This window comes from Blautia parvula (genome assembly GCF_020215665.1).
GTDB classification, from domain to species: Bacteria; Bacillota; Clostridia; order Lachnospirales; family Lachnospiraceae; genus Blautia; species Blautia celeris.
This window is the reverse complement of record NZ_CP084061.1, coordinates 1642719-1664925: the sequence shown is the minus strand read 5'-3', so window position 1 is coordinate 1664925 and position 22207 is coordinate 1642719. Positions and strand designations below refer to the sequence as shown.

General features: G+C 48.8%; 18 protein-coding genes. 15 read left to right on the top strand and 3 right to left on the bottom strand.

What is annotated here, in order from left to right; genetic code table 11:
- The first annotated feature begins 44 nt into the window (after positions 1–44).
- The 9 genes from LC508_RS28720 (at position 45) to LC508_RS07765 (ending at position 8948) form a co-directional block, all read left to right on the top strand.
- Entirely contained in the window at positions 45–212 is a 168-nt protein-coding gene (locus tag LC508_RS28720; protein ID WP_225305342.1) for an aminoglycoside 6-adenylyltransferase, read from the top strand.
- Positions 213–331: 119 nt separating this feature from the next.
- On the top strand, positions 332–1054 hold the full coding sequence (locus LC508_RS07800; RefSeq protein ID WP_181014591.1) for a hypothetical protein: 723 nt from the start codon (positions 332–334) through the stop codon (positions 1052–1054).
- A gap of 56 nt (positions 1055–1110) precedes the next feature.
- Positions 1111–1377 carry a DUF1905 domain-containing protein gene (locus tag LC508_RS07795; protein ID WP_033142759.1) on the top strand — a complete coding sequence of 89 codons (267 nt, stop codon included), beginning with the start codon at positions 1111–1113 and terminating at the stop codon, positions 1375–1377.
- Between the two features lie 166 nt (positions 1378–1543).
- Positions 1544–2419 carry an Rpn family recombination-promoting nuclease/putative transposase gene (locus LC508_RS07790; RefSeq protein WP_033142760.1) on the top strand — a complete coding sequence of 292 codons (876 nt, stop codon included), beginning with the start codon at positions 1544–1546 and terminating at the stop codon, positions 2417–2419.
- 747 nt (positions 2420–3166) lie between these two features.
- A complete protein-coding gene (locus tag LC508_RS07785) occupies positions 3167–4849 on the top strand; it encodes an ABC transporter substrate-binding protein (RefSeq protein WP_033142761.1) in 1683 nt (560 codons plus the stop codon).
- Between the two features lie 213 nt (positions 4850–5062).
- Positions 5063–6079: an ABC transporter permease gene (locus LC508_RS07780; protein ID WP_033142762.1), complete on the top strand. Its 1017-nt coding sequence runs from the start codon at positions 5063–5065 to the stop codon at positions 6077–6079.
- Between the two features lie 5 nt (positions 6080–6084).
- Complete coding sequence (locus tag LC508_RS07775; protein ID WP_033142763.1) at positions 6085–6975, top strand: ABC transporter permease; 891 nt, start codon at positions 6085–6087, stop codon at positions 6973–6975.
- A gap of 13 nt (positions 6976–6988) precedes the next feature.
- The gene (locus LC508_RS07770; protein ID WP_033142764.1) at positions 6989–7963 is read left to right on the top strand and encodes an ABC transporter ATP-binding protein; all 975 of its coding nucleotides are present in this window, start codon (positions 6989–6991) and stop codon (positions 7961–7963) included.
- A gap of 1 nt (position 7964) precedes the next feature.
- On the top strand, positions 7965–8948 hold the full coding sequence (locus tag LC508_RS07765; protein ID WP_054352864.1) for an ABC transporter ATP-binding protein: 984 nt from the start codon (positions 7965–7967) through the stop codon (positions 8946–8948).
- Positions 8949–9034: 86 nt separating this feature from the next.
- On the opposite strand, the gene LC508_RS07760 is transcribed toward LC508_RS07765, so the two are convergent.
- Positions 9035–9754 (bottom strand): hypothetical protein, encoded by a 720-nt coding sequence (locus LC508_RS07760; RefSeq protein ID WP_033142766.1) that lies wholly within the window; start codon positions 9752–9754, stop codon positions 9035–9037.
- A gap of 75 nt (positions 9755–9829) precedes the next feature.
- Positions 9830–10705 (bottom strand): class B sortase, encoded by an 876-nt coding sequence (srtB, locus tag LC508_RS07755; protein WP_054352867.1) that lies wholly within the window; start codon positions 10703–10705, stop codon positions 9830–9832.
- A 160-nt stretch (positions 10706–10865) separates the two neighbouring features.
- Here srtB and LC508_RS07750 point away from each other — a divergent pair, with 160 nt between their 5' ends.
- The 3 genes from LC508_RS07750 (at position 10866) to LC508_RS07740 (ending at position 17097) form a co-directional block, all read left to right on the top strand.
- Complete coding sequence (locus tag LC508_RS07750; protein WP_118594058.1) at positions 10866–12317, top strand: O-antigen ligase family protein; 1452 nt, start codon at positions 10866–10868, stop codon at positions 12315–12317.
- Positions 12318–12482: 165 nt separating this feature from the next.
- A complete protein-coding gene (locus LC508_RS07745; RefSeq protein ID WP_103731881.1) occupies positions 12483–16493 on the top strand; it encodes an efflux RND transporter permease subunit in 4011 nt (1336 codons plus the stop codon).
- A complete protein-coding gene (locus tag LC508_RS07740; RefSeq protein WP_033142769.1) occupies positions 16474–17097 on the top strand; it encodes a TetR/AcrR family transcriptional regulator in 624 nt (207 codons plus the stop codon). The genes LC508_RS07745 and LC508_RS07740 overlap by 20 nt, the downstream gene beginning before the upstream one ends.
- A 54-nt stretch (positions 17098–17151) precedes the next feature.
- Here LC508_RS07740 and LC508_RS07735 read toward each other — a convergent pair whose 3' ends face one another.
- Positions 17152–18378 carry a 6-phosphofructokinase gene (locus tag LC508_RS07735; RefSeq protein WP_181014444.1) on the bottom strand — a complete coding sequence of 409 codons (1227 nt, stop codon included), beginning with the start codon at positions 18376–18378 and terminating at the stop codon, positions 17152–17154.
- A 620-nt stretch (positions 18379–18998) separates the two neighbouring features.
- Here LC508_RS07735 and LC508_RS07730 point away from each other — a divergent pair.
- Genes LC508_RS07730 through speB form a run of 3 tightly spaced genes read left to right on the top strand, consistent with a single transcriptional unit; the run spans position 18999 to position 22151 of the window.
- The gene (locus tag LC508_RS07730) at positions 18999–20459 is read left to right on the top strand and encodes an aminotransferase class I/II-fold pyridoxal phosphate-dependent enzyme (protein WP_033142770.1); all 1461 of its coding nucleotides are present in this window, start codon (positions 18999–19001) and stop codon (positions 20457–20459) included.
- A complete protein-coding gene (speE, locus tag LC508_RS07725; protein ID WP_103731882.1) occupies positions 20459–21310 on the top strand; it encodes a polyamine aminopropyltransferase in 852 nt (283 codons plus the stop codon). Before LC508_RS07730 ends, speE begins: the two co-directional genes overlap by 1 nt.
- Entirely contained in the window at positions 21300–22151 is an 852-nt protein-coding gene (gene speB / locus LC508_RS07720) for an agmatinase (RefSeq protein WP_033142771.1), read from the top strand. The genes speE and speB overlap by 11 nt, the downstream gene beginning before the upstream one ends.
- Positions 22152–22207: the final 56 nt, after the last annotated feature.

Here is a 22207-nt window from a genome sequence, read left to right as displayed (position 1 = left end):
TATACACACAATTTTTGGACCTTTCATCCATTTTTTATACAGGTGTGGCAAAGGGGATGGTCCGTGATCAGATGCCTTATGCATGGAGGATGTATCATCAGGTGGTTCATGTTGAGCTTGAAAAAATGGCTGAGTGGTATATTGCGGCGGAGCATGTTTTTTCCGTTTCCACAGGGATGTCGGAGAAAAGGATTATGATGTTACATAAATAACGGTTGGACTGTGCGGGAATAAAAGGTATAATTACAATAGAAAACAAAAAATATGTTTCATATTGTGTTTCTGGGTAATGTTTATTTATCTGTAAATGAGTGATACGGGGGAATTGGGTATGAAGAATTTTTTAAAAGGTGTTATAATACTGTTGTTTGTTTTACTTATCTTTTGGGCAGGATATACGGTAGGAACGAACCGTATGGATCAGGAGGATTTTGGTGATTCCGCTGCTTTTTATGCTGAGATACTGGAAATAGACGGCAGATCCATGCTGGTATCAGGGCTGAAGGAAAATGATGTGAATTACAGAGGCGAGTTTAGTTTTCAGGTTACCGCTGACACAAAGATAGAATGGCATCATACGGATATAGCCTTGACCGAACTGATGCCCGGACAGCATGTATCCATTACCTTTTCAGGAGGAGTTCAGGAAAGTTATCCTGCGCAGATACAGGATGTGAGCAGGATCATTCTGCTGGATGATGCAAATCCTTTGAGGGATAAGGCGGAGATCTCATCCGTAAAGAATTATTACATGAATGCAGAGGAGCTGGGAAAAACGGAGCAGAGTCTTCCCTGTCTGACACTTCTGGATAAGGAGAATTTTGTCTTTTCGTATGATGTCCTCAGTTCCTATATTCCTATGGGAACGTATGAGATCACGGATGGGGAACTGATCGCGACGGATAAAGAAAAAGGGAGCCGGTATGTCTTTGAGGTAGTAGATGAAAATACATTGAAATTTATACAGGAGAAGTCCGCGGATGTATCTCTCACAGAGGAGAATGCGGGAGCCGTAATTACAGACGGGGCATTATTTGAACGGAAGCAAGTATGAGTATTTCTTCTGTTGGCCGGCAGGCTATATTTTAGGAAATCAGGAGGGAATGAGGCATGAATACAAGAATATATGAATTTGAGGCGGTTATAAAAAAGGTGCCGGATATAGATGGCGCATATATTGAATTTCCTTTTGATGTACGGGAAGAGTTCGGAAAAGGAAGAGTGAAAGTCCATGCAACCTTTGATGGTGAGCCGTATGACGGAAGCCTGGTGCGGATGAAAACACCAGGCCATATTATAGGAGTAAGGAAAGATATCAGGCAGAAAACAGGGAAGCAGCCGGGGGACAGGATTAAGGTTACCATACAGGAGAGATAAATGGGGAAGAACCATATGATCAGCAGGCCCGGTGTTTGGAAAATAGGACTGAAATTCATAAGCGATATGCGATGAATTAATTTGCAAAAACAAAATAAATATGGAAATTTTAATTGTATTATGATATAATAAAAAAAGAATTCCTCTGCCTGCGCGGAGGTTGCTTATGAACCAAAACAGAAAACTGGCACAGCTGATGTTTAAAGATAATTTTATGTTCGGCGCGGTCATGGTAAATGAAGAAATCTGTCAGGATTTCCTTGAACTGGCAGTAGGCTTTCCAATTGAGAGAGTGGAGATCAGTAAAGAGAAAAGTATGATTTATCACCCGGAATACCATGGTATTCGGCTTGACATTATTGCCAGGGATGAAAAAAGGACCCATTACAATGTTGAAATGCAGGTGGCAAAAAGACCTCATCTGGGAAAAAGAGCCAGATATTATCACAGCCAGATGGATATGGAGCTGCTTCTTACAGGAGAAGATTACGCAGCACTTCCTGCATCTTATGTGATTTTTATCTGTGATTTCGACCCATTTAGCAGTAAAAAATACCGCTATACCTTTCAAAATATCTGCGCGGAAACAGGCAGGCCGATGAATGACGGGAGCACGGTTATTTTTTTGAGCACCTGTGGCGAAAATGAAGCAGAAGTACCTGAGGGACTTGTTCATTTCCTGAAATTTGTCAAAGCTGATTTAGCAGACAGTATCCAGGACTATCAGGATAGCTTTGTCAGAAAAATCCAGGAGTCCATGGCAAGAATAAAGAGCAGCCGGGAAATGGAGGAGAGGTTTATGTTGCTGGAAGAGTTATTGAGGGAGGAACGCGCTGAAGGAGAAGCAAAAGGACTGGTACGCGGCAAAGCTGAGGGTATCCTGCTTTTGCTGGAAGATTTGGGTTCTGTACCGGATGGACTCAGAGAAAAAATATTGGAAGAACAGGATATGGATATTCTCTCAAAATATTTAAAACTGGCGGCACATGCAGAGTCTGTACAGGAGTTTGCGGACAAGGCAAAGAATATAATAAATCGATAATCTAAAAGTGGATGCAGCAATCATCGAAATGCTGCATCCATGTCATACAAATCTATGTCGAATCAGGCATATAATAAATCCAACTATGAACACGATCAAAAATGACAGACAGAGGAATTCCGATATAATTATAGTAATCTTGAGCATTTGTTTATCTGCAGGAAACTTTTGCATATTTTAAGCGTTGCCTGCAATATACTAACAAGATATGCAAGTGTTTGGCAAAAGGTTCTCTTGCATGTCTGTTAAGGAGAGACATTTTATCCAAAAAACTCGAAAATATTCATGATTCATACAAAAATGTCTTCCATAAAAAGACAAATGTACACTCGCACATCATGCATATAAAAATCTATACAGAAAAATTTGCAGGAAAAACAAAGCCAACTTGCAAATGATGAATATAAATATACATTCATCCTGAATAAAATATCATTTCTATACTTATATACAAATCAAAGCCAGATAAAACCGGTCTGCATAACCATAACAGCCCAGACCGGTCTGCGTATTTACTGCGTTCACCGCACGAAAAGGCAGTGCCGGCAGGCATACGGCCCACGTCAAAGTGACTGTAACGGTTACGCATAATCATACAATAAATGCAGGATAAGAAATTAAAACTTGTAATTTTTCTCTATCTATAGTAAAATGGTTAGCACAGAGTTCTTTGTGTTTACCACGTCAAAGTGATGTCAAAATGACAGGACACAGGGAGCGCTGCGTGAATCAAAGGAGGGATTTTCTATGAAGAGAAAAGTAATTGCGGCTTTGCTCTGCACATCTATGGCAATCACCCTGATGGCAGGATGCGGAAGCAACAAGAAGACTGGCGCAGACAATGCCAGTGACACAACAAAAACAGAAACTGCCGGTGATGAAGGAAATGCGGATGCGGATGCAGAGACGGAAACCGGAACAACCGAGAAAAAAGCAAGCGGCGAGATGCTGACAAAATTTGCTGATGTTCCGGAAGATGTGGACAAGGAGCAGACACTGAGATATGCGCAGGGCGCCGACCCACGTGGTCTTGACCCGGCTATGATCGATGACGGTGAGTCCTCCAAACCAATCTGCCAGATGTATGAAGGCCTTCTGAAATACGGCGACAGCGATACAGAGGTAGAACCCTGCCTGGCTGAGTCATGGGAGATCAGTGAGGACGGCCTTACCTATACCTTCAAGTTAAGAGAAGGCGTAAAATTCCACGACGGAACAGATTTCAACGCGGAAGCAGTAAAATATAATGTTGACAGACAGACAGTCAATAAAACAGAGGACATGCTCTACGCTGACTTCGTATACGGTGATGTTGCAGAGTGCAACGTAGTGGATGAATATACCGTAGAGTTCAAACTCACCAAAAAATCCACACCGTTCTTAAACAACCTGGCTATGTCTCTGGGTGCACCGATGGTTAGCCCAACCGCATGTGACGCGGCAAACGGAAACTTAAATGAAGCTCCGTGCGGAACAGGCCCTTACAAATTCGTAAGATGGGATAAGAACGAAGCAGTTGTTATGGAAAGAAACGAAGACTACTGGGGTGACAAGGGAGTTGCAAAAGAGATCATCTTCTCAACCATTCCCGATAACTCCGCACGTGTAGTTGCCCTGACAAACGGGGAAGTAGATATCATCGACGGTATCGACGCTACTGTAGTTGACCAGATCACATCTGCAGGCTGTCTGTTATACCAGGCAGAAGGTATGAATATCAACTATATGGCATATAACACACAGAAAGTGACAGACCCTGATGTGAGAAAAGCATTATCTGAGGCAGTAAATATTCCGGAACTGGTTGATAGCCTTTACAAGGGATACGCTTCCCAGGCTACCAGCATTCTTCCCACCTTTATGCCGGGCTACAGCGCAGATGTAAAACAGACAGCGTACAACCCGGATGATGCTAAGAAGATTCTGGAAGAAAAGGGCATCACGGAACTGAAGATGATGGCTTATACAAACCCGAGACCTTACAATACTGCAACAGGCCAGACATTGGCAGAGGCTCTGCAGGGATACTTTGACAAGGTAGGCGTAAAAGTTTCCATTGATTCCTATGACTGGACAACATACAAAGAGAAGCTGGGCGCAGGCGATTATGACATGTGCCTGTACGGCTGGATCGGTGACAATGGTGACCCGGATAACTTTATGTATCTGTTAGCTCATGAGGACCCGGAGATGAACGTTGCCCTGTACCGCAATGAGGAGTACAATACCATGCTTTCCGAAGCAGCCTCCATGGAAAACGGTGACGACAGAAATGCAGCATATGCCAAGATGGAACAGAAGATCGCAGACGAGAATATCTGGCTGCCGATTTCCCATCAGCAGAACCTGTCAGGCTATGTATCTAATGTACAGAACTTCATCGCACATCCGACAGGAAATGTTTTCTTGAGCAAGACATATAAGAACTAATCAGGTAAAACGGGATTGCATAAGGGCAGAGAAATCTGCCCTTATATGCGGTCTAAAAGCTTGTTTTACCGGGGAACAGTTCATCTCTGAAAGGGCTCTGCAGGATAAACCCCTTGAGAAATGAATTGTTCCGGAGGAATTCAGCAAAACAGCGGCGGGCGGAGACAAATTACCGAGCGCAGATTGAAACAAAAGAAAAAGAGAGGTCAAGACATGTTTAAGTACATAATTAAACGGCTTTTACAGCTCATACCCGTTCTCTTCGGTGTATCCCTGATTGTGTTCTTTCTTATGCGTGTATGCGCACCGGACCCGGCGCCTATCGTTCTGGGTCAGCACGCAACCAGGGAGAGCATGGAGGAATGGCGTGAAGCCAATGGGCTGAATGAACCTGTGGTCACACAGTATGTTGATTTTATCAAAGGAGCAGTCACCGGTGATCTGGGAACTTCCTATTATACAAAAGCACCTGTGACAAAAGAGATTGCCAGCCGTTTTCCGGCAACAGTGGAGCTGGCTATTATAGCGATCATCCTGGCAGCTATTTTCGGTATTATTATCGGCGTGGTGTCTTCTGTGAAGAAGAACTCCATATTTGATAACGGAGGTATGCTGCTGTCCCTGGTCGGTGTATCGGTGCCTATTTTCTGGCTCGGAATCATGCTGATCATCCTGTTTTCCGGCATCCTTCACTGGCTGCCTTCCAGCGGACGTATTGACCCGTCTCTGCGCCCGGACACAGTGACAGGTTTTATGATCATTGACAGTATCATCCAGGGAGATACGGTAGCTTTGAAGGACGCTGTCGTACATATGGTACTTCCGGCAGTGACCCTGAGTCTGTATTCCATGGCTATCATTGCCCGTATGACACGTTCCAGTATGCTGGAGACCCTGAACCAGGATTATATCCGTACAGCCAGGGCAAAAGGTATCAGCGAAGGCAAGGTGACAAGAAAACATGCGCTGAGAAATGCAATGCTTCCCGTCACCACCGTTATCGGTCTGCAGCTCGGCTCTCTTTTGGGAGGTGCTGTGCTGACAGAATCTGTGTACGCATGGCCGGGTATCGGCAACTACACAGTACAGTGTATTATGAAATCGGATTTCCCGGTGGTGCAGGGCGTGGTTCTGCTCATTGCAGTGATATTCGTGCTGATGAATCTTATTGTGGATGTGATCTATGCGTTTCTGGATCCGCGTATTAAGTTTGAGAAGAAGGAGGTGTAACCGTCATGCGGAAAAAACAACAGGTACAGACAACAGGGGAGGCACTGGAAAAACCGGAATCCCAAATCCGCGTGATGTGGGACACCCTGAAAAAGAACAAAGCAGCAGTGGCAGGCCTTGTAGTGATTCTGTTTTTCCTATTTTTAGCTGTTATGGGAGACTGGCTGGCTCCCTATGACCCGGAATACTCTGATATGGGGCACACATTTGTGGCACCCTGCAGGGATTACTATTTCGGAACAGACCAGCTTGGACGTGATATCTTTTCACGTGTGCTTTCGGGTACGAAGATTTCTCTTTTTGTAGGTGTGGCTGCTGTGGCTTATTCCCTGCTGATCGGGACCGTGCTTGGCTCAGTGGCAGGCTATTTCGGAGGGAAGGTGGACTCCTTTATCATGAGATGTATGGACATCATGCTCTCAATTCCATCCATTCTTCTGGCCATCACCTTGATGGCAGCGCTGGGCAAAGGACTTGACAAGGCCATCATCGCCATCGGTACGGTATCCATTCCGGAGTACGCGCGTATTGTGCGAAGCTCCATTTTGTCTGTCAAGGAAAATGATTATGTGGCGGCAGCCAAGGTTGTGGGAAACTCTGACAGGAGGATCATTTTCCACCACATCCTTCCTAACGTGGTCAGCTCCATTGTGGTAAGGGCAACCCTGGGTATCTCCACTGCCATTCTGGATACGGCAGCTCTTGGATTTTTAGGTATGGGCGTGCAGCCTCCCATGGCAGAGTGGGGAGATATGCTGGGGCGTGCGAGAACTTATATATTCTCCGCTCCCTACACACTGATTTTCCCGGGTCTTGCCATTACCCTGGCAGTGCTGGCATTCAACCTGTTTGGTGACGGCCTGCGGGACGCGCTGGACCCGAAAGAACGAGTATAAGGAGGACCGTATCATGTTGTTGGAAGTAAAAGATCTGGAGACAGAATTTAAAGTAAAAAGAGGTACGGTCAAGGCGGTAAACGGTGTCAGCTTTGAAGTGGACAAGGGAGAGATCCTGGCAGTTGTGGGAGAGTCCGGTTCCGGAAAAAGTGTTACCTCCCTCTCCGTTATGGGCCTGATCCGTGATCCGGGCCGTGTGGCAGGGGGAGAGATCCTGTTTAACGGTGAGAACCTGTTAAAGAAGAGCACAAAGGAGATGCAGGCTGTCCGCGGGGACAAGATCTCCATGATCTTCCAGGAGCCAATGACCTCCTTAAACCCGGTGTACAGAGTCAAAGACCAGATCATGGAGACAATTCTGACCCACACCACCATGAACAAAAAGGAGGCCCTTAAAAGAGCCATTGAAATGCTGGATCTGGTAGGGATTCCTGCGCCGGAACAGCGCGTGAACGACTATCCCCATCAGATGTCAGGAGGTATGCGCCAGCGTGTCATGATCGCCATGGCACTGGCCTGTGACCCGGAGCTGCTGATCGCGGATGAGCCTACAACAGCCCTTGACGTGACCATCCAGGCACAGATCCTGGATCTGATCAACCGGCTGAGGGAAAAGCTGGGTATGGCAGTGCTGCTGATCACCCATGATCTGGGTGTTGTGGCTGAGACTGCAGACAAAGTAGTGGTTATGTACTGCGGCCGTGTAGTGGAGCAGGCAACTGTGGAGCAGCTTTTCACGAAACCTCTGCACCCCTATACACAGGGGCTTCTGGATTCCATCCCGAAAATGGATGAGGACAGAGAGCGGCTTTATATGATCAAAGGTATCGTACCGGACCCCATCCATCTGCCAAAGGGATGTTCCTTTGCAGACCGCTGTGACAAATGCATGGAAAAGTGTAGAGAGCATATGCCGAAGCTGTCCGTCACAGAGGATGGAAGAAAAGTAAGATGCTTCCTGGTAAGCGACGAAGTGGAGGGTGAGTAAGATGAGTGAAGAGAAGAAAGAAGTCCTTTTGGAGGTAAAACACCTGAAAAAGTATTTCGATGTGGAGACAAATTTCTTCGGAAAACCCACCGCTGTTTTAAAAGCTGTGGACGATGTATCATTTAAAATATATAAAGGCGAGGCCCTGGGCCTGGTAGGAGAGTCCGGCTGCGGCAAATCCACCATCGGCAAAATGCTGGTGGATCTGTACAAACCAACTGCCGGTGAGATCCTGTACGACGGAAAGGATATCTCCAAGCTCTCCACAAAGGAGAGGCGGAAATACTGTAAGGATATTCAGCTCATTTTCCAGGACCCCTATGCATCCTTAAATCCCCGTATGACAGTGGGGGATATTATCGGAGAGCCGATCCGCATCAACAAACTGATGCCGGATGACCAGGTGGAGGACAGGGTTACATATCTCATGAACTGTGTAGGCCTTGCAAACCACCAGAGAAACCGTTATCCCCATGAGTTCTCAGGCGGACAGAGGCAGAGGGTGGGCATTGCCCGTGCGCTGGCTGTACAGCCCAAGCTGATCGTCTGTGATGAGCCGGTATCCGCGCTGGACGTATCCATTCAGGCACAGGTACTGAACCTGCTGGATGACTTAAAGGAGGAGTTCGGCCTTACCTATCTGTTCATCGCCCACGGACTGAATGTGGTGAAACATATCAGCGACCGGGTTGGCGTTATGTACCTGGGCAAGCTGATGGAGGTGGCAGATAAGCGTGAGATCTATGATAACCCGCTGAACCCTTACACACAGGCACTGCTGTCAGCCATCCCCTCCACGGATATTACAAAGAAAAAAGAGAGGATCATCCTGACAGGAGATGTTCCCACACCCATAAATCCTCCGGCAGGCTGCCGCTTCTGTTCCCGCTGCTTTAAGAAGACAGAAGGGTGCGATACGGTGATCCCGGAATTAAAGGATAATGGAAACGGACATATGGTCGCCTGCCATCTCTATGACAAATAATAAAATCCTTCCTATAAATACAGAGACAGCCCCGGCGGATTCGCTGCCGGGGCTGTCTCTGTATTTTATAAGAAGGATTTTGTCAATCAGGCTTTTTTACCCTTTTTGGAAACTGCGGTCATTACGCCAAGTGCTGCTGCAGAGAGGAGCATGATCATGGTGTAGTCCTCGTTTCCTGTCTTCGGGGATTTTTTGGCAGCAGTGGTTGTCTTCTTTGTTTTGGCTGCTGTTGTTTTGGCCGGAGTTTTTTCTGCTTTTGCAACCTGTACCACAATACCGATTGGAGAAAGGCTTGTGAAGGTGGCTGTCACGGTTCCGTTGCCCACACTGTCCGGCTTAATATATTCAATCTCTCCGGTCAGGTTTCCGTCCGCATCTGTGAGATAATGAACCACGGTCACGGTATCACCTGGTTTAACACCGTCAACTTTAAAGGTCAGAGTAACTTTGCCGCTGTATTCTTCGCCGGCTGCAGTTGCAACGCCTACTTCATATAAGCCGACCAGCTTTCCGGGAGCTTTGCTTGTGTCGATCTGTTTCGATAACTCTTTTACCACATCTTCATCCACTTTGTTGTAATCCAGGGCGATGGTGACAAGAGAAGTGCCGTTTTCCCCCACAGCAGATACTTTGTCAGTTGCAGCCTTTTTGAGGAACTCTTCTTCCTCCGGTGTCAGGCCGTCATCATCAGGGTCTTCTTTTGATACATCCCCTCCGCTGGCAACAGGCGCGGCGTAAGCGGTCATGGCGGTTGCCATGGTCAGCACTGCTGCAGTCACTACAGCCAATAACTTTTTCATCTTCATCTTTTTAAATCTCCTTTCAAAGTAGAAATATTATATAAAGCCGTGCTGCTTTATATTCCCCCTGACGGCTGTGTCTCAGTAATCCTCGCTGGAAGTGAGCACTGCCTGTACAATAAAACGCCTGTCATTTTGTCCTCCGTTTTCGCATGTAGACAGGGTAATGATCTTATCCGCAGAAGTTACCTGTACATCTTTTCGCAGATGTTGTTTTGGCATGGTACCGCTCTTTATATTGTCCAGATAGGACTGGAATAAAGCGGTATCCCCGTTCATGCTGGGTTCCCCCAGAATATGGCTGTCATCAATCTGTCCGCAGTTAAAGACAGTATATGTAAGCAGTTTATAATCTTTTGTATAGATAAGAATCGTGGGATGCGTATCAAAATAAGCCTGATCTTCATACTGATGGAGAGAGCCGAACATGGACTGATCTCGCTGGTTATGTCCATAGAGAATGGTGTTGGAATCACGCATGTCCAGGCTGTTGATGCTCTCAATGAAAATGGCGCCGGGCTGTACCTGATTACCTGCCGGGTCGTGGTTGAGATAGTAGGTATCGTCTGACGGATGGCATAGGAGCGGATAGTCTATGACGGTATCGGGAATGGTGATCCAGGCAAAGATATCTTCATTCTGTTCTCTCAGCCCTTCAAAATCAATGGGGAAGGATTTCCTTTTCTTTTCTTTTTCAAGAGCTGCCTGCCTTGCGGCTTCCTCCTCCGCAGCTTTTTTAGCCCGCTGTGCTTCCTCCTCTTCCTGCCGTTTCATTTCCTCTTCTGCTTTTTTGTCCTCTTCCTCCTGCTGCTTTCGTGCCAGTTCCTGCAGCCGTTCATATTCCTTCTGCGCTTTTGCGTCCTGAACCTTTGTGTTCACAAAAGCACAGGTGCTGATCACAAATATAGCTGCGATCACCAGAAATAAAATACGGAACCATTTGCTGTTTCTGTTCATGCTTTCTGTGCCCCCATATATTTGTTGGTATTGCACTTATAAATATCATTATACCATGATATGAAAATAAGTAAAGGAAGAAATGGTTAAAATGACGAATAATCTTTCTTGTTTTCACTTTTTTTGATATAATATATCTAAATGTTGTGGGAGGAAGACTATGAGCGAACTTTGCGAAAAAGGAAGAAAGGTTTACATCTGTCTGGTGGCGGGCGTGTTTCCGCTGTTCTTTACAGATTATTATTATAATATACAGAAGTCAAAAAGCTGTTTTTTTATTGCGGTTACCATTGCCGCGGCCGTTTTTTGGTGTGTGACAGCGTTTATGGGGCAAAGAGGAAACCGGAAGGCGGAGACGGCGGATATCTGCTTCTTGTCTCTGGGGGCAGCGGTGCTGGTATCCTCGGTCCTGTCCCCTTACGGGATGGCATCCTTTACGGGAAGCGGAGGGAGATGGGCGGGAGCCCTGCTGTATGTGTGTATGTGCCTGTGTTATCTGCTGGTATCAAGGAACTGCTGCGACCTATCCTTCTTTTCCCTTATATTCTATACCATCGGGGCAGTGACCGCAGCGGTAGGGATTCTGCACTTTGCGGGCGTGGATTTCTGGGGGTTTCTGGAACACGTTCCTGAGGGGCTTACAGGAGCCTATCTTTCCACCATTGGGTACAGCAACATTTTTTCCGGGTTCTGCGCACTGCTGGCGGTTTCCGCTATGGCGGGATTCTGCCTGGGCGGGGAGCGGGAGGTTCTGGCTGTCTGTTTTATAGGATTTCTGGGATTGTTCGCAGGAAACAGTGACGGGGGCTTTCTGGGAGTTTTCGCCGGATTCCTTTTCCTGCCCGCAGCCTTTTACAAAAGTAAGATATATCTGTACAGGATCACACAGACAGGGGCTGCCTTTTCTGCGGCCTGCTTTGCAGCCTGGCTTCTGGGGAAAAAGGCAGTCTGCAGCTATACGGCACTGCCCGGATACCTGGCATCCTGGCAGACAGCGGCAGCGGGACTGGTGTTATCTGCCTGTCTGTACGCGGCAGTGAGATGGGGCCTGAAAGAGGATTGGTGGAAACAGGCGGCAGCCGGAGTGCACCGTTATTATATGCTTTGCCTGGGCGGGGTGGCGGCGATAGGGATACTTGCTTTCGGGCTGGTGAACGCAGGGGTGCTGCGGGGACCGGGTTTTCTTCGGGTCACGGACTTTTGGGGCAGTAATCGGGGATATATCTGGAAACGGACCTGGGAGCTTTTTTTGGAGGCGCCGCCTGTGCGGAAGCTGTTCGGATATGGACCTGATACACTGAAACTTCTCATGATGCAGACAAGCAGCGGGGAGATGGTAGAAAAGACGGGACAGATTTACGACAGTGCCCACAATGATCTCCTGCATCTGCTCCTTACCACCGGAATCTTCGGGGCAGCCGCCTGGGCGGGGTGTTTTGCCGGTGTATGCCGCGCGGTGTGGAAAAACAGAAGAGAGGAGATATATCCCTGGCTGATTCCCTTTCTCTGTATGTTTCTTCAGGGGTTCATCGGAATCCTTCAGCCGGTGACCACACCTTTTTATTTTCTGCTGGCAGGCCTCTGCGTGGGCCTGTCCCGGAAAGATGTCTGAATATTCAGGCTGCCGGGCATGCCGTGAACCGTAATATATTTGGAAGTTTATGCAACTTTAATAAATAGATTTGTTGACACACCTACTGGAAAGACATATAATTTTTACATTAGACTGACCGGTCAGTCGGTCGGTCGGCCGATCAAAAATACAGGAGGACTTCAAATGTTATCGCGTTTTAGTGTGAAAAAGCCCTATACCGTCATTGTGGCGGTGGTGCTGGTGATTCTTTTGGGCGTGGTGTCTGTGACGAAGATGAACACGGATCTGCTGCCCAGCATGAATCTGCCCTATGCAATTGTAATGACCACCTATGTGGGAGCCAGCCCCGAATCGGTGGAGGAGACTGTTACAAAGCCTATTGAACAGAGTATGGCAACAGTCAGCAATATCAAGAATGTAAGCTCTGTTTCCAGGGAAAATGTATCCATGGTGATCCTGGAGTTTGAGGAGACCACCAATATGGATTCCGTGTCACTGGAGATGCGGGAGAATCTGGATCAGATCAAAGGGTACTGGGATGACTCGGTGAGCAATCCTATTATTATGAAGCTGAACCCGGATATGCTTCCGGTCCTGGTGGCAGCCGTGGATGTGGATGGCCTTACGGCTGCGGAGCTTACCGATTACATAGAAGATAATGTACAGCCCAATATCGAGAGCATAGATGGGGTTGCCAGGGTTTCCCAAAGCGGCGGCGTCACCGAGAGTGTTGAGGTGCGGATCAATCAGGAGAAGCTGGATGCCATGAACCGTAAGGTTCAGGATGCCATAAACGGCAAGTTCGCCGAGGAGGAGCAGAAGCTCAATGATGCCCAGGCAGAGCTGGATTCCGGAAAAAGTGAGCTGGAAAGCGGTCAGAGTGAACTGGAAAACGGCCAGAATGAAGCGGCCTCCCAGATTGGGGAGGGAAGCGGACAGCTCTCCCAGGCCCAGAGTGAACTGACGAAAAGTGCGGCTGAGGTGGATATGCAGCTTCAGAACCTGGAGAGCAAACAGACAGAGCTTGACAGTCAGTCCAAGCTGCTGCAGGCCACAGAGGAAGGCCTGAACCTGACTGTGGAAAAGCTGACAGAGGCAAAGAATAAACTCCTGGAGGCCCAGGAGGGGAGCCAGAAGCTGGAGGAAGGGATTGCGGCGATTCAGGGGCAGATAGAAGAGCTGGAAGAACAGCTGAGTGCCCTGACACCTGAAAAACCTGACAGTATGACAGATGAGGAATGGCAGCAGGCTATTGCCCAGCTCACAGCAGCCAAAGAGGAGATGGAGAACAAAAAGGCGGAGATGGAGCAGCAGCTTGCCGCTCTGAATGAGCAGCTTTCCAAGCTTGACCCTGTTGAGGTAGTGGATAAAGGGCTGGATGCCGCTAACAAAGGACTGCAGGAAATCGCAGGGGCAAAAGCCCAGCTTGCAGAGGGCCAGGCCCAGTTAAGCGCAGGGATACAAAAGCTGCAGGAGGCAAAGGCCCAGATCGAGGCAGGACAGTCCCAGATGAGCGCAGCTCAGATCCAGCTTGAGACCCAGAAGATCATGGCCTCCATTCAGCTCAGTTCCGCTTCTTCCAAGATTGCCATGGGAACGGCCCAGTTGGAGGCAGCCCAGTCCCAGCTTGACTCAGGCAGGGAACAGTTAGATGAGGCGAAGGAACAGGCGCAGGACAAAGCGGACTTAAATACGATCCTGACATCTGATATGGTTAAGGGTATCCTCACGGCAGAGAACTTTGCCATGCCTGCAGGCTACGTGACGGAGGACAACAAGGAGTATCTGATCAGAGTAGGAGATAAGGTGCAGGATGTGGACAGTCTGGGGGATCTGGTCCTTCTGGATCTGAAGCTGGACGGACTTGCATCCATCCGTCTGTCTGATGTGGCTGATATCAGCGTTACCGATAACTCCGCAGACGTGTATGCCAAGATCAACGGCAACCCCGGCGTGATGCTCTCCATAGAGAAGCAGACCGGATATTCCACGGGGGATGTGGCAGATAAGATTCTGGAGCGTATGGATGAACTGGAAAAGGAAAACAACGGTCTGCATTTTACAACGCTGATGAATCAGGGTATTTATATTGATATGGTTGTTAATTCCGTTCTGCAGAATATGCTGTACGGCGGTATTCTGGCAATCTTGGTGCTGTTTTTATTCCTGCGGGATATTAAGCCTACTTTTGTCATTGCCTGCTCCATCCCCATCAGTGTGGTGGCAGCTCTGGTGCTCATGTATTTCTCAGGAGTTACGCTTAATATTATTTCCCTCTCAGGACTTGCCCTTGGTGTCGGTATGCTGGTGGATAACTCCATTGTTGTTATAGAGAATATATACCGCATGCGAAGCCTGGGAATACCTGCCAGAAAAGCTGCTGTGGAGGGTGCGAAGCAGGTGGCGGGAGCCATCGTCTCCTCAACTTTGACAACGGTGTGCGTATTTGCGCCTATTGTATTTACAGAGGGAATTACCCGTCAGCTCTTTGTGGATATGGGTCTGACCATTTTCTATTCCCTGGTGGCCAGCCTTGTCGTGGCGCTGACACTGGTGCCCATGATGTCCGCCGGACTTTTAAAGCGGGCGGAGGCAAAGCCGTCAAAGTTTCTGGATAAGGTACAGAACTTTTACGGTCGTATGATCCATAAGACACTGACGCACAAAGCCTGGGTGCTTTTGGGAGCCCTGGTTTTGTTTCTGGGAAGCATGTACCTGTCCGTGCGCAAGGGTACAGAATTTTTCCCGTCCATGGAGAGCACACAGGCAAGCATGACTGTGACCACGGATAAGGGAACGCCGCTGAAGGAGACTGCGGCGAAAGCAGATGAGGTCATTGAAAAAATTTCCGATATAGATGATATTGAGACCATCGGAGCCATGGCCGGAGGCTCCGCCATGTCTATGGGCGGAAGCTCCACCAATGAAGTTACCATGTACCTGGTGCTGAAGGAAGATAAGAAGCTGGACAACGGACAGCTTGAGAAAGAAATACTGAAAAGAACCAAGGATGTAGAGGGCTGTGAGGTGGTGGTTTCCACTTCCAATATGGATATGAGCGCCCTGGGCGGCAGCGGCATACAGATAGAGATCAAGGGAAAAGACCTGGAACAGCTCCAGGAGATTGCCACAGACCTGGCCGGCAAGATTGAAAAAGTGGAGGGCACCCAGAATGTCAGTGACGGCATGGAGGAGACAGACGCCCAGTACAAGGTGGTTGTGGATAAATCAAAAGCCATGCGGCACGGCCTGACTGTGGCGCAGGTGTTCCAGGAGATAAACAAGAAGATTGCTGAGGCCACAAGTGCCACCACTATCTCCACAGCAACCAAGGATTACGACGTATATGTCAGAAGCGAGAAGGATGAATCCCTCACAAGGGAACAGATTGCGGACATAACCATCCAGACTACCAATGCGGAAGGGGAGACAGAGGAGATAAAAGTGGGGGATATCGCCGACTTTGAGGATTCCGTAAGCCCCCAGGCGATCAACAGGGACGGACAGTCACGCTATATGTCCGTGACAGCGGAGATCGCGTCCGGTTATAACATCGGGCTTGTAAGCCAGGATGTACAGAAGATCCTTGACAAATACACCATACCGGAGGGGTACACAGTTGAAATGAAAGGTGAGGACGAGAGCATCAATGAGGCCATGGGGCAGCTCCTTCAGATGCTGGCGCTGGCGCTTGTGTTCATGTACCTGATCATGGTGGCACAGTTCCAGTCCCTGCTCTCTCCGTTCATTATCATGTTCACCATTCCACTGGCATTTACAGGCGGTTTCCTGGGCCTTCTTGTCAGCAACAAGCCGGTCAGCATTGTGGCAATGGTTGGATTTGTCATGCTGTCGGGCATCATTGTAAACAATGGTATCGTGCTTGTGGATTACATCAATCAGCTCCGCAAGGACGGCATGGAAAAGAGGGCGGCGATCGAGGAAGCCGGCCGTGCCCGTCTGCGCCCCATTGTAATGACAGCGCTCACCACCATCCTCGGCCTTGTCACTATGGCTATGGGCATGGGTATGGGTGCGGATATGGTGCAGCCCATGGCAATCGTCACGATCGGAGGTTTGATCTACGGTACACTGCTGACCCTGTTTGTGGTGCCGTGTATCTATGATATACTGAACCGCCGTCATTATAAAAAGGATGAGGAGAGATTAGTGGATGAAGGAGAAGCTCAGTGAGAAGGAACTGGCTCTTTTTCAGGCGGTCATTGACCTGATAGAGGAAGATGCGGACATTCACTCCATTAAAGTATCTGATATTACCAACCGGGCCGGGATCGGAAAAGGCACGGCGTATGAATACTTTTCCAGTAAGGAGGAGATGGTGGCAAAAGCCATCATCTGGTCCGGGGAGAAAATGTTTCAGAAAATTATGGAGATACTCCGAACGACCGGAAGCCTGAAGGGACAGATTATGGCAGTGCTGGATTTCATCGAGACAGAGATGAGTGAGAGCAGATGCAGCACACAGCTTATGCGTCTGCAGGGGCAGGAGTGCAGAATGAAGGAGAATCTGTACAGGGAATTTACAAAATTCGGCGGCCCCCAGTGCCAGGTGGAGAATGTGCTCCGCATTCTCATGGAACAGGGAAAGCAGGAAGGGACCATCCCTGTAAAGATGCCGGAAACATTTGTGACCATGGTATTGATGGCCGGATTTATGAGTTATTTTGTATACCTGCTTGAGGGACTGGAGACAGAGGAGGTTCCGAGAGAGCAGACGAAAGAATTTTTACAGAGAAATATTCTGCTGGCTTTCAGCAGCAGCGAAGAACAGAAATAAGAGAGAGGGAATCCGGCGGTAAGCGGGATTCCCTCTCTCTTGGTATGAAAGATTTTATTTTCTATATACAAATGCGGGCAGGCCGTCTGTACCTGTGGGTACCTCAACCGTTCCCTGAATGAGGGGAAGGGCATAAATGATGAAATCATCGCTTACGTCTGAACCATCCCCGGTGATCCATGCAAGGGGAACGGTTTTTTCCTTGTTGCAGATTTCATTTACATCCTCAAGTCCCAAGGTGATAGCGTAAGGCAGGTTGCATGTCCTTTTGTATGCCACCATTTTCCCTGTATATCCTTTGAGTGCAGCGCGGACGCCGAATTCACCGGCCATGACGGCCTCTTTTTGGTCTGCCTGGGACATCATGGAGGAGGAACAGCGCTGGCTTACATTCAGCTCTACGGAGCGAGCCTTGACACCCAGGCGGTTTCTCACCAGGTTCTCCAGGTATTTGCCGCATCCGGCCAGCATTTTATGGCCAAAGGTGTCGGTGCCTACATGGTTGTCGTATTCACAGATAAAGGTTCCCTTGTCATCATGGATGCCCTCAGAAACGCATACAATGACATTGGGCGTCTTTTCAAAGCATTCTTCCACTTTTTTGAGGAAGGCTTCCTGGTCAAAGGCTGTCTCCGGCAGGTAGATGAGCAGTGGATTGTCCCCTTTATATTTTCTTGCCAGGGCGGAAGCGGCTGTGAGCCAGCCGGCGTGGCGTCCCATGATCTCTATGATGGTCACTGATTTTTTCTCATAAACATTGGCGTCAATGACGATTTCCCGCACAGTGGAGGCCACATATCTGGCAGCGCTTCCAAACCCGGGGGTGTGGTCTGTGAGGACCAGGTCATTGTCCACAGTCTTCGGCTCTCCGATAAAACGGATCTCGCTGCCTGCGGAGGCGGCATAGCGGGAGAGCTTGCTCACAGTATCCATGGAGTCATTGCCTCCGATGTAGAAGACATAGCCTATCTGCAGCTCCTCAAACTTGGCAAACAGCTCAGGATAGACCGGGTCGGACAAATCTTCCGGCAGTTTATAACGGCAGGATCCCAGGTAAGCACCGGGGGTGGTTTTCAGCCCTTCCAGTGTGCCGCCGGGAAGTGCGTCCTCAAAGTCCAGGATATGGCCCTCCAAAAACCCCTCAATTCCGTTTACCATTCCATAGACACGTCCGATAAATTCTTTCTGGCGAAGTCCCTCCGATACCACACCGTACAGGCTGCTGTTAATGGCAGCAGTAGGGCCGCCGGACTGGCCGACGATCATATTTTTCATTTCCATAATTCTGTATTCTCTGTATAACTGCAGTATTTGTCACTGTCCAGCAGGTCTGAACAGTCATCAATATTCCGGCAATTATACCCTCCTTTCCTTACGAATCAGAAATTTTGCTACAAATATATCATACCACAGATATCCGGGGGTGAAAACAGAAATTTGCAGGCGTTGTCTAAATTTTTTCTTGCTATTTTGATAAAGCTGTGGTAAAGTATGGCATGTATGGAAGACAGATAAAGGTGAAGATTTCCATGCAAATATTTCCGGCAATTTAATTGCCTTATTGATTGAGTTAGAAGCTCAAATTTTATAAGTTGGTTACTTTATAACTAGTGCGTATACAAAACGTCAAACTTGTGAAACGGTCAATAAGAGTATTAAAAGTATAAATATTTGCTATATAGACTCTAAACCATATCTGTTTTTGTGAAAAAGAATAACAGCCATGTTCACCCGGGTAGGGGCTTATTTGAGACCCGGTGCAGACGGGGGGACGGTGGAGTTCTATAATAATGATGAACAGAAGCAAGCAAAGGACAATGTATACGGTCCTGCTTGCTTTTTTTGTGTATATACATACAGCACACCCGTGTGCAGGCAGGAATCGGAAAAGGAGGTCGAACATGTCAGAATTAAAGCAGGAACGGGCGCCTATCTATGAGGCGCTGGAACGTTTCAGAAAAATGCGGGTCGTGCCCTTTGATGTTCCGGGACATAAGCACGGAAAAGGAAACCCGGAACTTGTGGAGCTTCTGGGAGAAAAATGTGTGGGGATTGATGTTAATTCCATGAAGCCTCTTGATAATCTCTGCCATCCTGTCTCTGTGATCCGTGAGGCGGAGGAGCTGGCGGCGGAGGCTTTCGGCGCGGCCCACGCGTTTCTCATGGTAGGAGGTACCACCTCCTCTGTGCAGAGCATGGTTCTGTCCTGCTGCAAGCGGGGAGATAAGATCATCATGCCCAGAAATGTACACAGAAGCGCCATCAATGCCCTGGTCCTCTGCGGCGCGCAGCCGATATACGTGAATCCCGATGTGGACTGCAGGCTGGGAATCTCTCTGGGGATGCGCCTGGAGCAGGTGGAGGCGGCGATTCGGAACAATCCGGATGCAGTGGCAGTGTTTGTAAATAACCCCACGTATTACGGTGTCTGTTCCGACCTGCGTTCCATCGTAAAGCTGGCACATGAGCACGGTATGCTTGTGCTGGCAGATGAAGCCCACGGGACACACTTTTACTTCGGGGAGGGGCTTCCCGTGTCCGCCATGGCTGCCGGGGCTGATATTGCAGCAGTGAGTATGCACAAGTCAGGGGGGAGCCTGACGCAGAGCTCTTTTCTTTTGACAGGGCCGGGAGTCAGTGTGGGGCATGTACGGCAGATCATCAATCTGACCCAGACCACAAGCGGCTCCTACCTGCTGCTCTCAAGCCTGGACATTTCCAGGAGAAATCTGGCTCTTCGCGGGCGCCGGGAGTTTGAAAAGGTTATCGGTCTGGCGGAATACGCCCGGGAGGAGATCAACAATATCGGCGGCTATTATGCTTTTTCCGAAGAACTGGTAAACGGAAACAGTATCTTTGCCTTTGACCGCACCAAGCTCTCTGTGCATACGCTGGAGATTGGACTGGCCGGGATTGAGGTCTATGACATTCTGCGGGATGAATATGACATCCAGATCGAGTTTGGCGACATCGGCAATATTCTGGCTTACCTGTCTATCGGGGACCGCAGACAGGAGGTGGAACGTTTGGTGAGCGCTCTTGCAGAGGTAAAGCGGCGGTATAAAAAGGACCGCGCAGGCATGCTGACCCAGGAGTATATAGACCCCAAAGTAGTGGCAACACCCCAGGAGGCCTTCTATGCGCCGAAAGAATCCCTGCCTTTGGAAGAGACGGCCGGAAGGATATGCAGTGAGTTTGTCATGTGTTACCCGCCGGGAATCCCGATCCTGGCCCCCGGGGAAGAGATCACAGAGGATATTTTAGACTATATCGTCTATGCAAAGGAAAAAGGTTGTTCCATGACAGGGCCTGAGGATGCGGGCATCCGGCGTCTCAATGTGCTGAAAGGAGGGGCTGTATGATGGAAATGTGGTTTTCGGATGTACATACACCCAATGTAAAATTATCCATCCGGGTGGATGAACAGCTCTTTTCCGCCAACAGTGAGCTTCAGCGTCTGGACGTGTTAAGCTCCAGGGAATTCGGGAAGATACTGGTGGTGGACGGGGATCTGGCTCTGACGGAAAAGGATGAATTCATATACCATGAAATGATAAGCCATGTACCCATGGCGGTCCATCCCGATGTGAAGCAGATCCTTGTCATCGGCGGCGGTGACGGCGGCGTTGTCCGGGAGCTGGTCAAATATGAGGAGGTAGAGCAGATTGACGTGGTGGAGGCAGACCCGCTTCTGGTGGAAGTCTGCAGAAGGTATTTTCCGCAGATGGCCTGCAGCTTAAATGACAGGAGAGTGAATATCTATCATGAGGACGGACTGAAATTCATCCGCAGCCGTTCAGATGCCTATGATCTGATCATTATTGACTCCCCCAATCCTTTCGGGGCGGCAGAGGGGCTGTTCACAAAAGAGTTTTACGGGAACTGTTTTAACGCGCTTCATGAGGATGGGATCATGATCAACCAGCATGAGAGCCCCTTTTACGATGAGGAGGCTTTCTGGTGTCTCAGAATGCACAAGCGGATCGTGGAGTCCTTTCCGGTGAGCAGGGTTTACCAGGCCCATATTCCCTCCTACCCCTCGGGACACTGGCTGTTTGGTTTTGCTTCAAAGAAATATCATCCGGTGGACGACCTGGATGGGGTCAGATGGAAGCTTCTGGGGATACACACCAGATATTATCTGCCCAGGCTTCATGCGGGAGTCTTTGCCCTGCCGGCTTATGTGGAGGAGATGCTGAAAGATGTTGAGTAAAAATATTGTGAATTTTATCGGATGCGGCGGGGAATATGAGGAGTCGCGTATTGTCATATTCGGAGCGCCTTTTGACTCCACCACATCCTTCAGGCCGGGAACCCGGTTTGGAAGCCAGGCCATCCGGAATGAATCCTATGGCCTTGAGACATACAGTCCTTATCAGAAAAAAGACCTGACAGATTTTAAAATATTTGACAGCGGGGATCTGGAGCTTCCCATCGGGGATACCGCCCGGGTGCTTTACCAGATTGAGGACCGGGCAGGGGAGATTTTGAGAGACGGCAAGCTGCCCTTTATGATCGGCGGGGAACATTTGGTGACCCTGGGAAGTGTGCGGGCAGCAGCAAAGAAGTATCCTGACCTCTGTATCGTGCATTTTGACGCTCATGCGGATCTGCGGCAGGATTATCTGGGGGTAGAGCTCTCCCATGCCTGTGTGCTGAGGCGCTGCTGGGAATTGGTGGGGGATGACCGCATTTTTCAGTTCGGCATTCGTTCCGGTGACCGGGAAGAATTTCTGTGGGCAGAAAAAGGGCATGTAAACATGCATCCCTTTGATCTGAAGGGGCTCTCCCGGGCAGTTGACAGAATTTCGGGAAAGCCGGTGTATTTTACGCTGGACCTGGATGTGCTGGACCCCTCCGTATTTCCGGGAACGGGTACTCCGGAGGCAGGAGGCGTAACCTTTTTGGAACTTCTGCAGGCAGTGCTTTTGGTGTGCGGAAAATGCCGGGTTATAGCATGTGACGTGAATGAGCTGTGTCCGCCTTTTGACCAGAGCGGTGTATCCACAGCTACGGCAGGAAAAATCGTGAGAGAGATGCTGCTTGCTCTGTAAATGCGCAGACATGATTGAACAGCTATCTCACGTTTACAAAAAAATAAATGACAGGA

Excerpts from the sequence above, each read along its gene's own strand:
- LC508_RS07800 (WP_181014591.1), top strand. The coding sequence starts at position 332 with ATGAAGAATTTTTTAAAAGGTGTTATAATACTGTTGTTTGTTTTACTT.
- LC508_RS07795 (WP_033142759.1), top strand. The coding sequence starts at position 1,111 with ATGAATACAAGAATATATGAATTTGAGGCGGTTATAAAAAAGGTGCCG.
- LC508_RS07790 (WP_033142760.1), top strand. The coding sequence starts at position 1,544 with ATGAACCAAAACAGAAAACTGGCACAGCTGATGTTTAAAGATAATTTT.
- LC508_RS07785 (WP_033142761.1), top strand. The coding sequence starts at position 3,167 with ATGAAGAGAAAAGTAATTGCGGCTTTGCTCTGCACATCTATGGCAATC.
- LC508_RS07780 (WP_033142762.1), top strand. The coding sequence starts at position 5,063 with ATGTTTAAGTACATAATTAAACGGCTTTTACAGCTCATACCCGTTCTC.
- LC508_RS07775 (WP_033142763.1), top strand. The coding sequence starts at position 6,085 with ATGCGGAAAAAACAACAGGTACAGACAACAGGGGAGGCACTGGAAAAA.
- LC508_RS07770 (WP_033142764.1), top strand. The coding sequence starts at position 6,989 with ATGTTGTTGGAAGTAAAAGATCTGGAGACAGAATTTAAAGTAAAAAGA.
- LC508_RS07765 (WP_054352864.1), top strand. The coding sequence starts at position 7,965 with ATGAGTGAAGAGAAGAAAGAAGTCCTTTTGGAGGTAAAACACCTGAAA.
- LC508_RS07760 (WP_033142766.1), bottom strand. The coding sequence starts at position 9,754 with ATGAAGATGAAAAAGTTATTGGCTGTAGTGACTGCAGCAGTGCTGACC.
- srtB (WP_054352867.1), bottom strand. The coding sequence starts at position 10,705 with ATGAACAGAAACAGCAAATGGTTCCGTATTTTATTTCTGGTGATCGCA.
- LC508_RS07750 (WP_118594058.1), top strand. The coding sequence starts at position 10,866 with ATGAGCGAACTTTGCGAAAAAGGAAGAAAGGTTTACATCTGTCTGGTG.
- LC508_RS07745 (WP_103731881.1), top strand. The coding sequence starts at position 12,483 with ATGTTATCGCGTTTTAGTGTGAAAAAGCCCTATACCGTCATTGTGGCG.
- LC508_RS07740 (WP_033142769.1), top strand. The coding sequence starts at position 16,474 with ATGAAGGAGAAGCTCAGTGAGAAGGAACTGGCTCTTTTTCAGGCGGTC.
- LC508_RS07735 (WP_181014444.1), bottom strand. The coding sequence starts at position 18,378 with ATGGAAATGAAAAATATGATCGTCGGCCAGTCCGGCGGCCCTACTGCT.
- LC508_RS07730 (WP_033142770.1), top strand. The coding sequence starts at position 18,999 with ATGTCAGAATTAAAGCAGGAACGGGCGCCTATCTATGAGGCGCTGGAA.
- speE (WP_103731882.1), top strand. The coding sequence starts at position 20,459 with ATGGAAATGTGGTTTTCGGATGTACATACACCCAATGTAAAATTATCC.
- speB (WP_033142771.1), top strand. The coding sequence starts at position 21,300 with ATGTTGAGTAAAAATATTGTGAATTTTATCGGATGCGGCGGGGAATAT.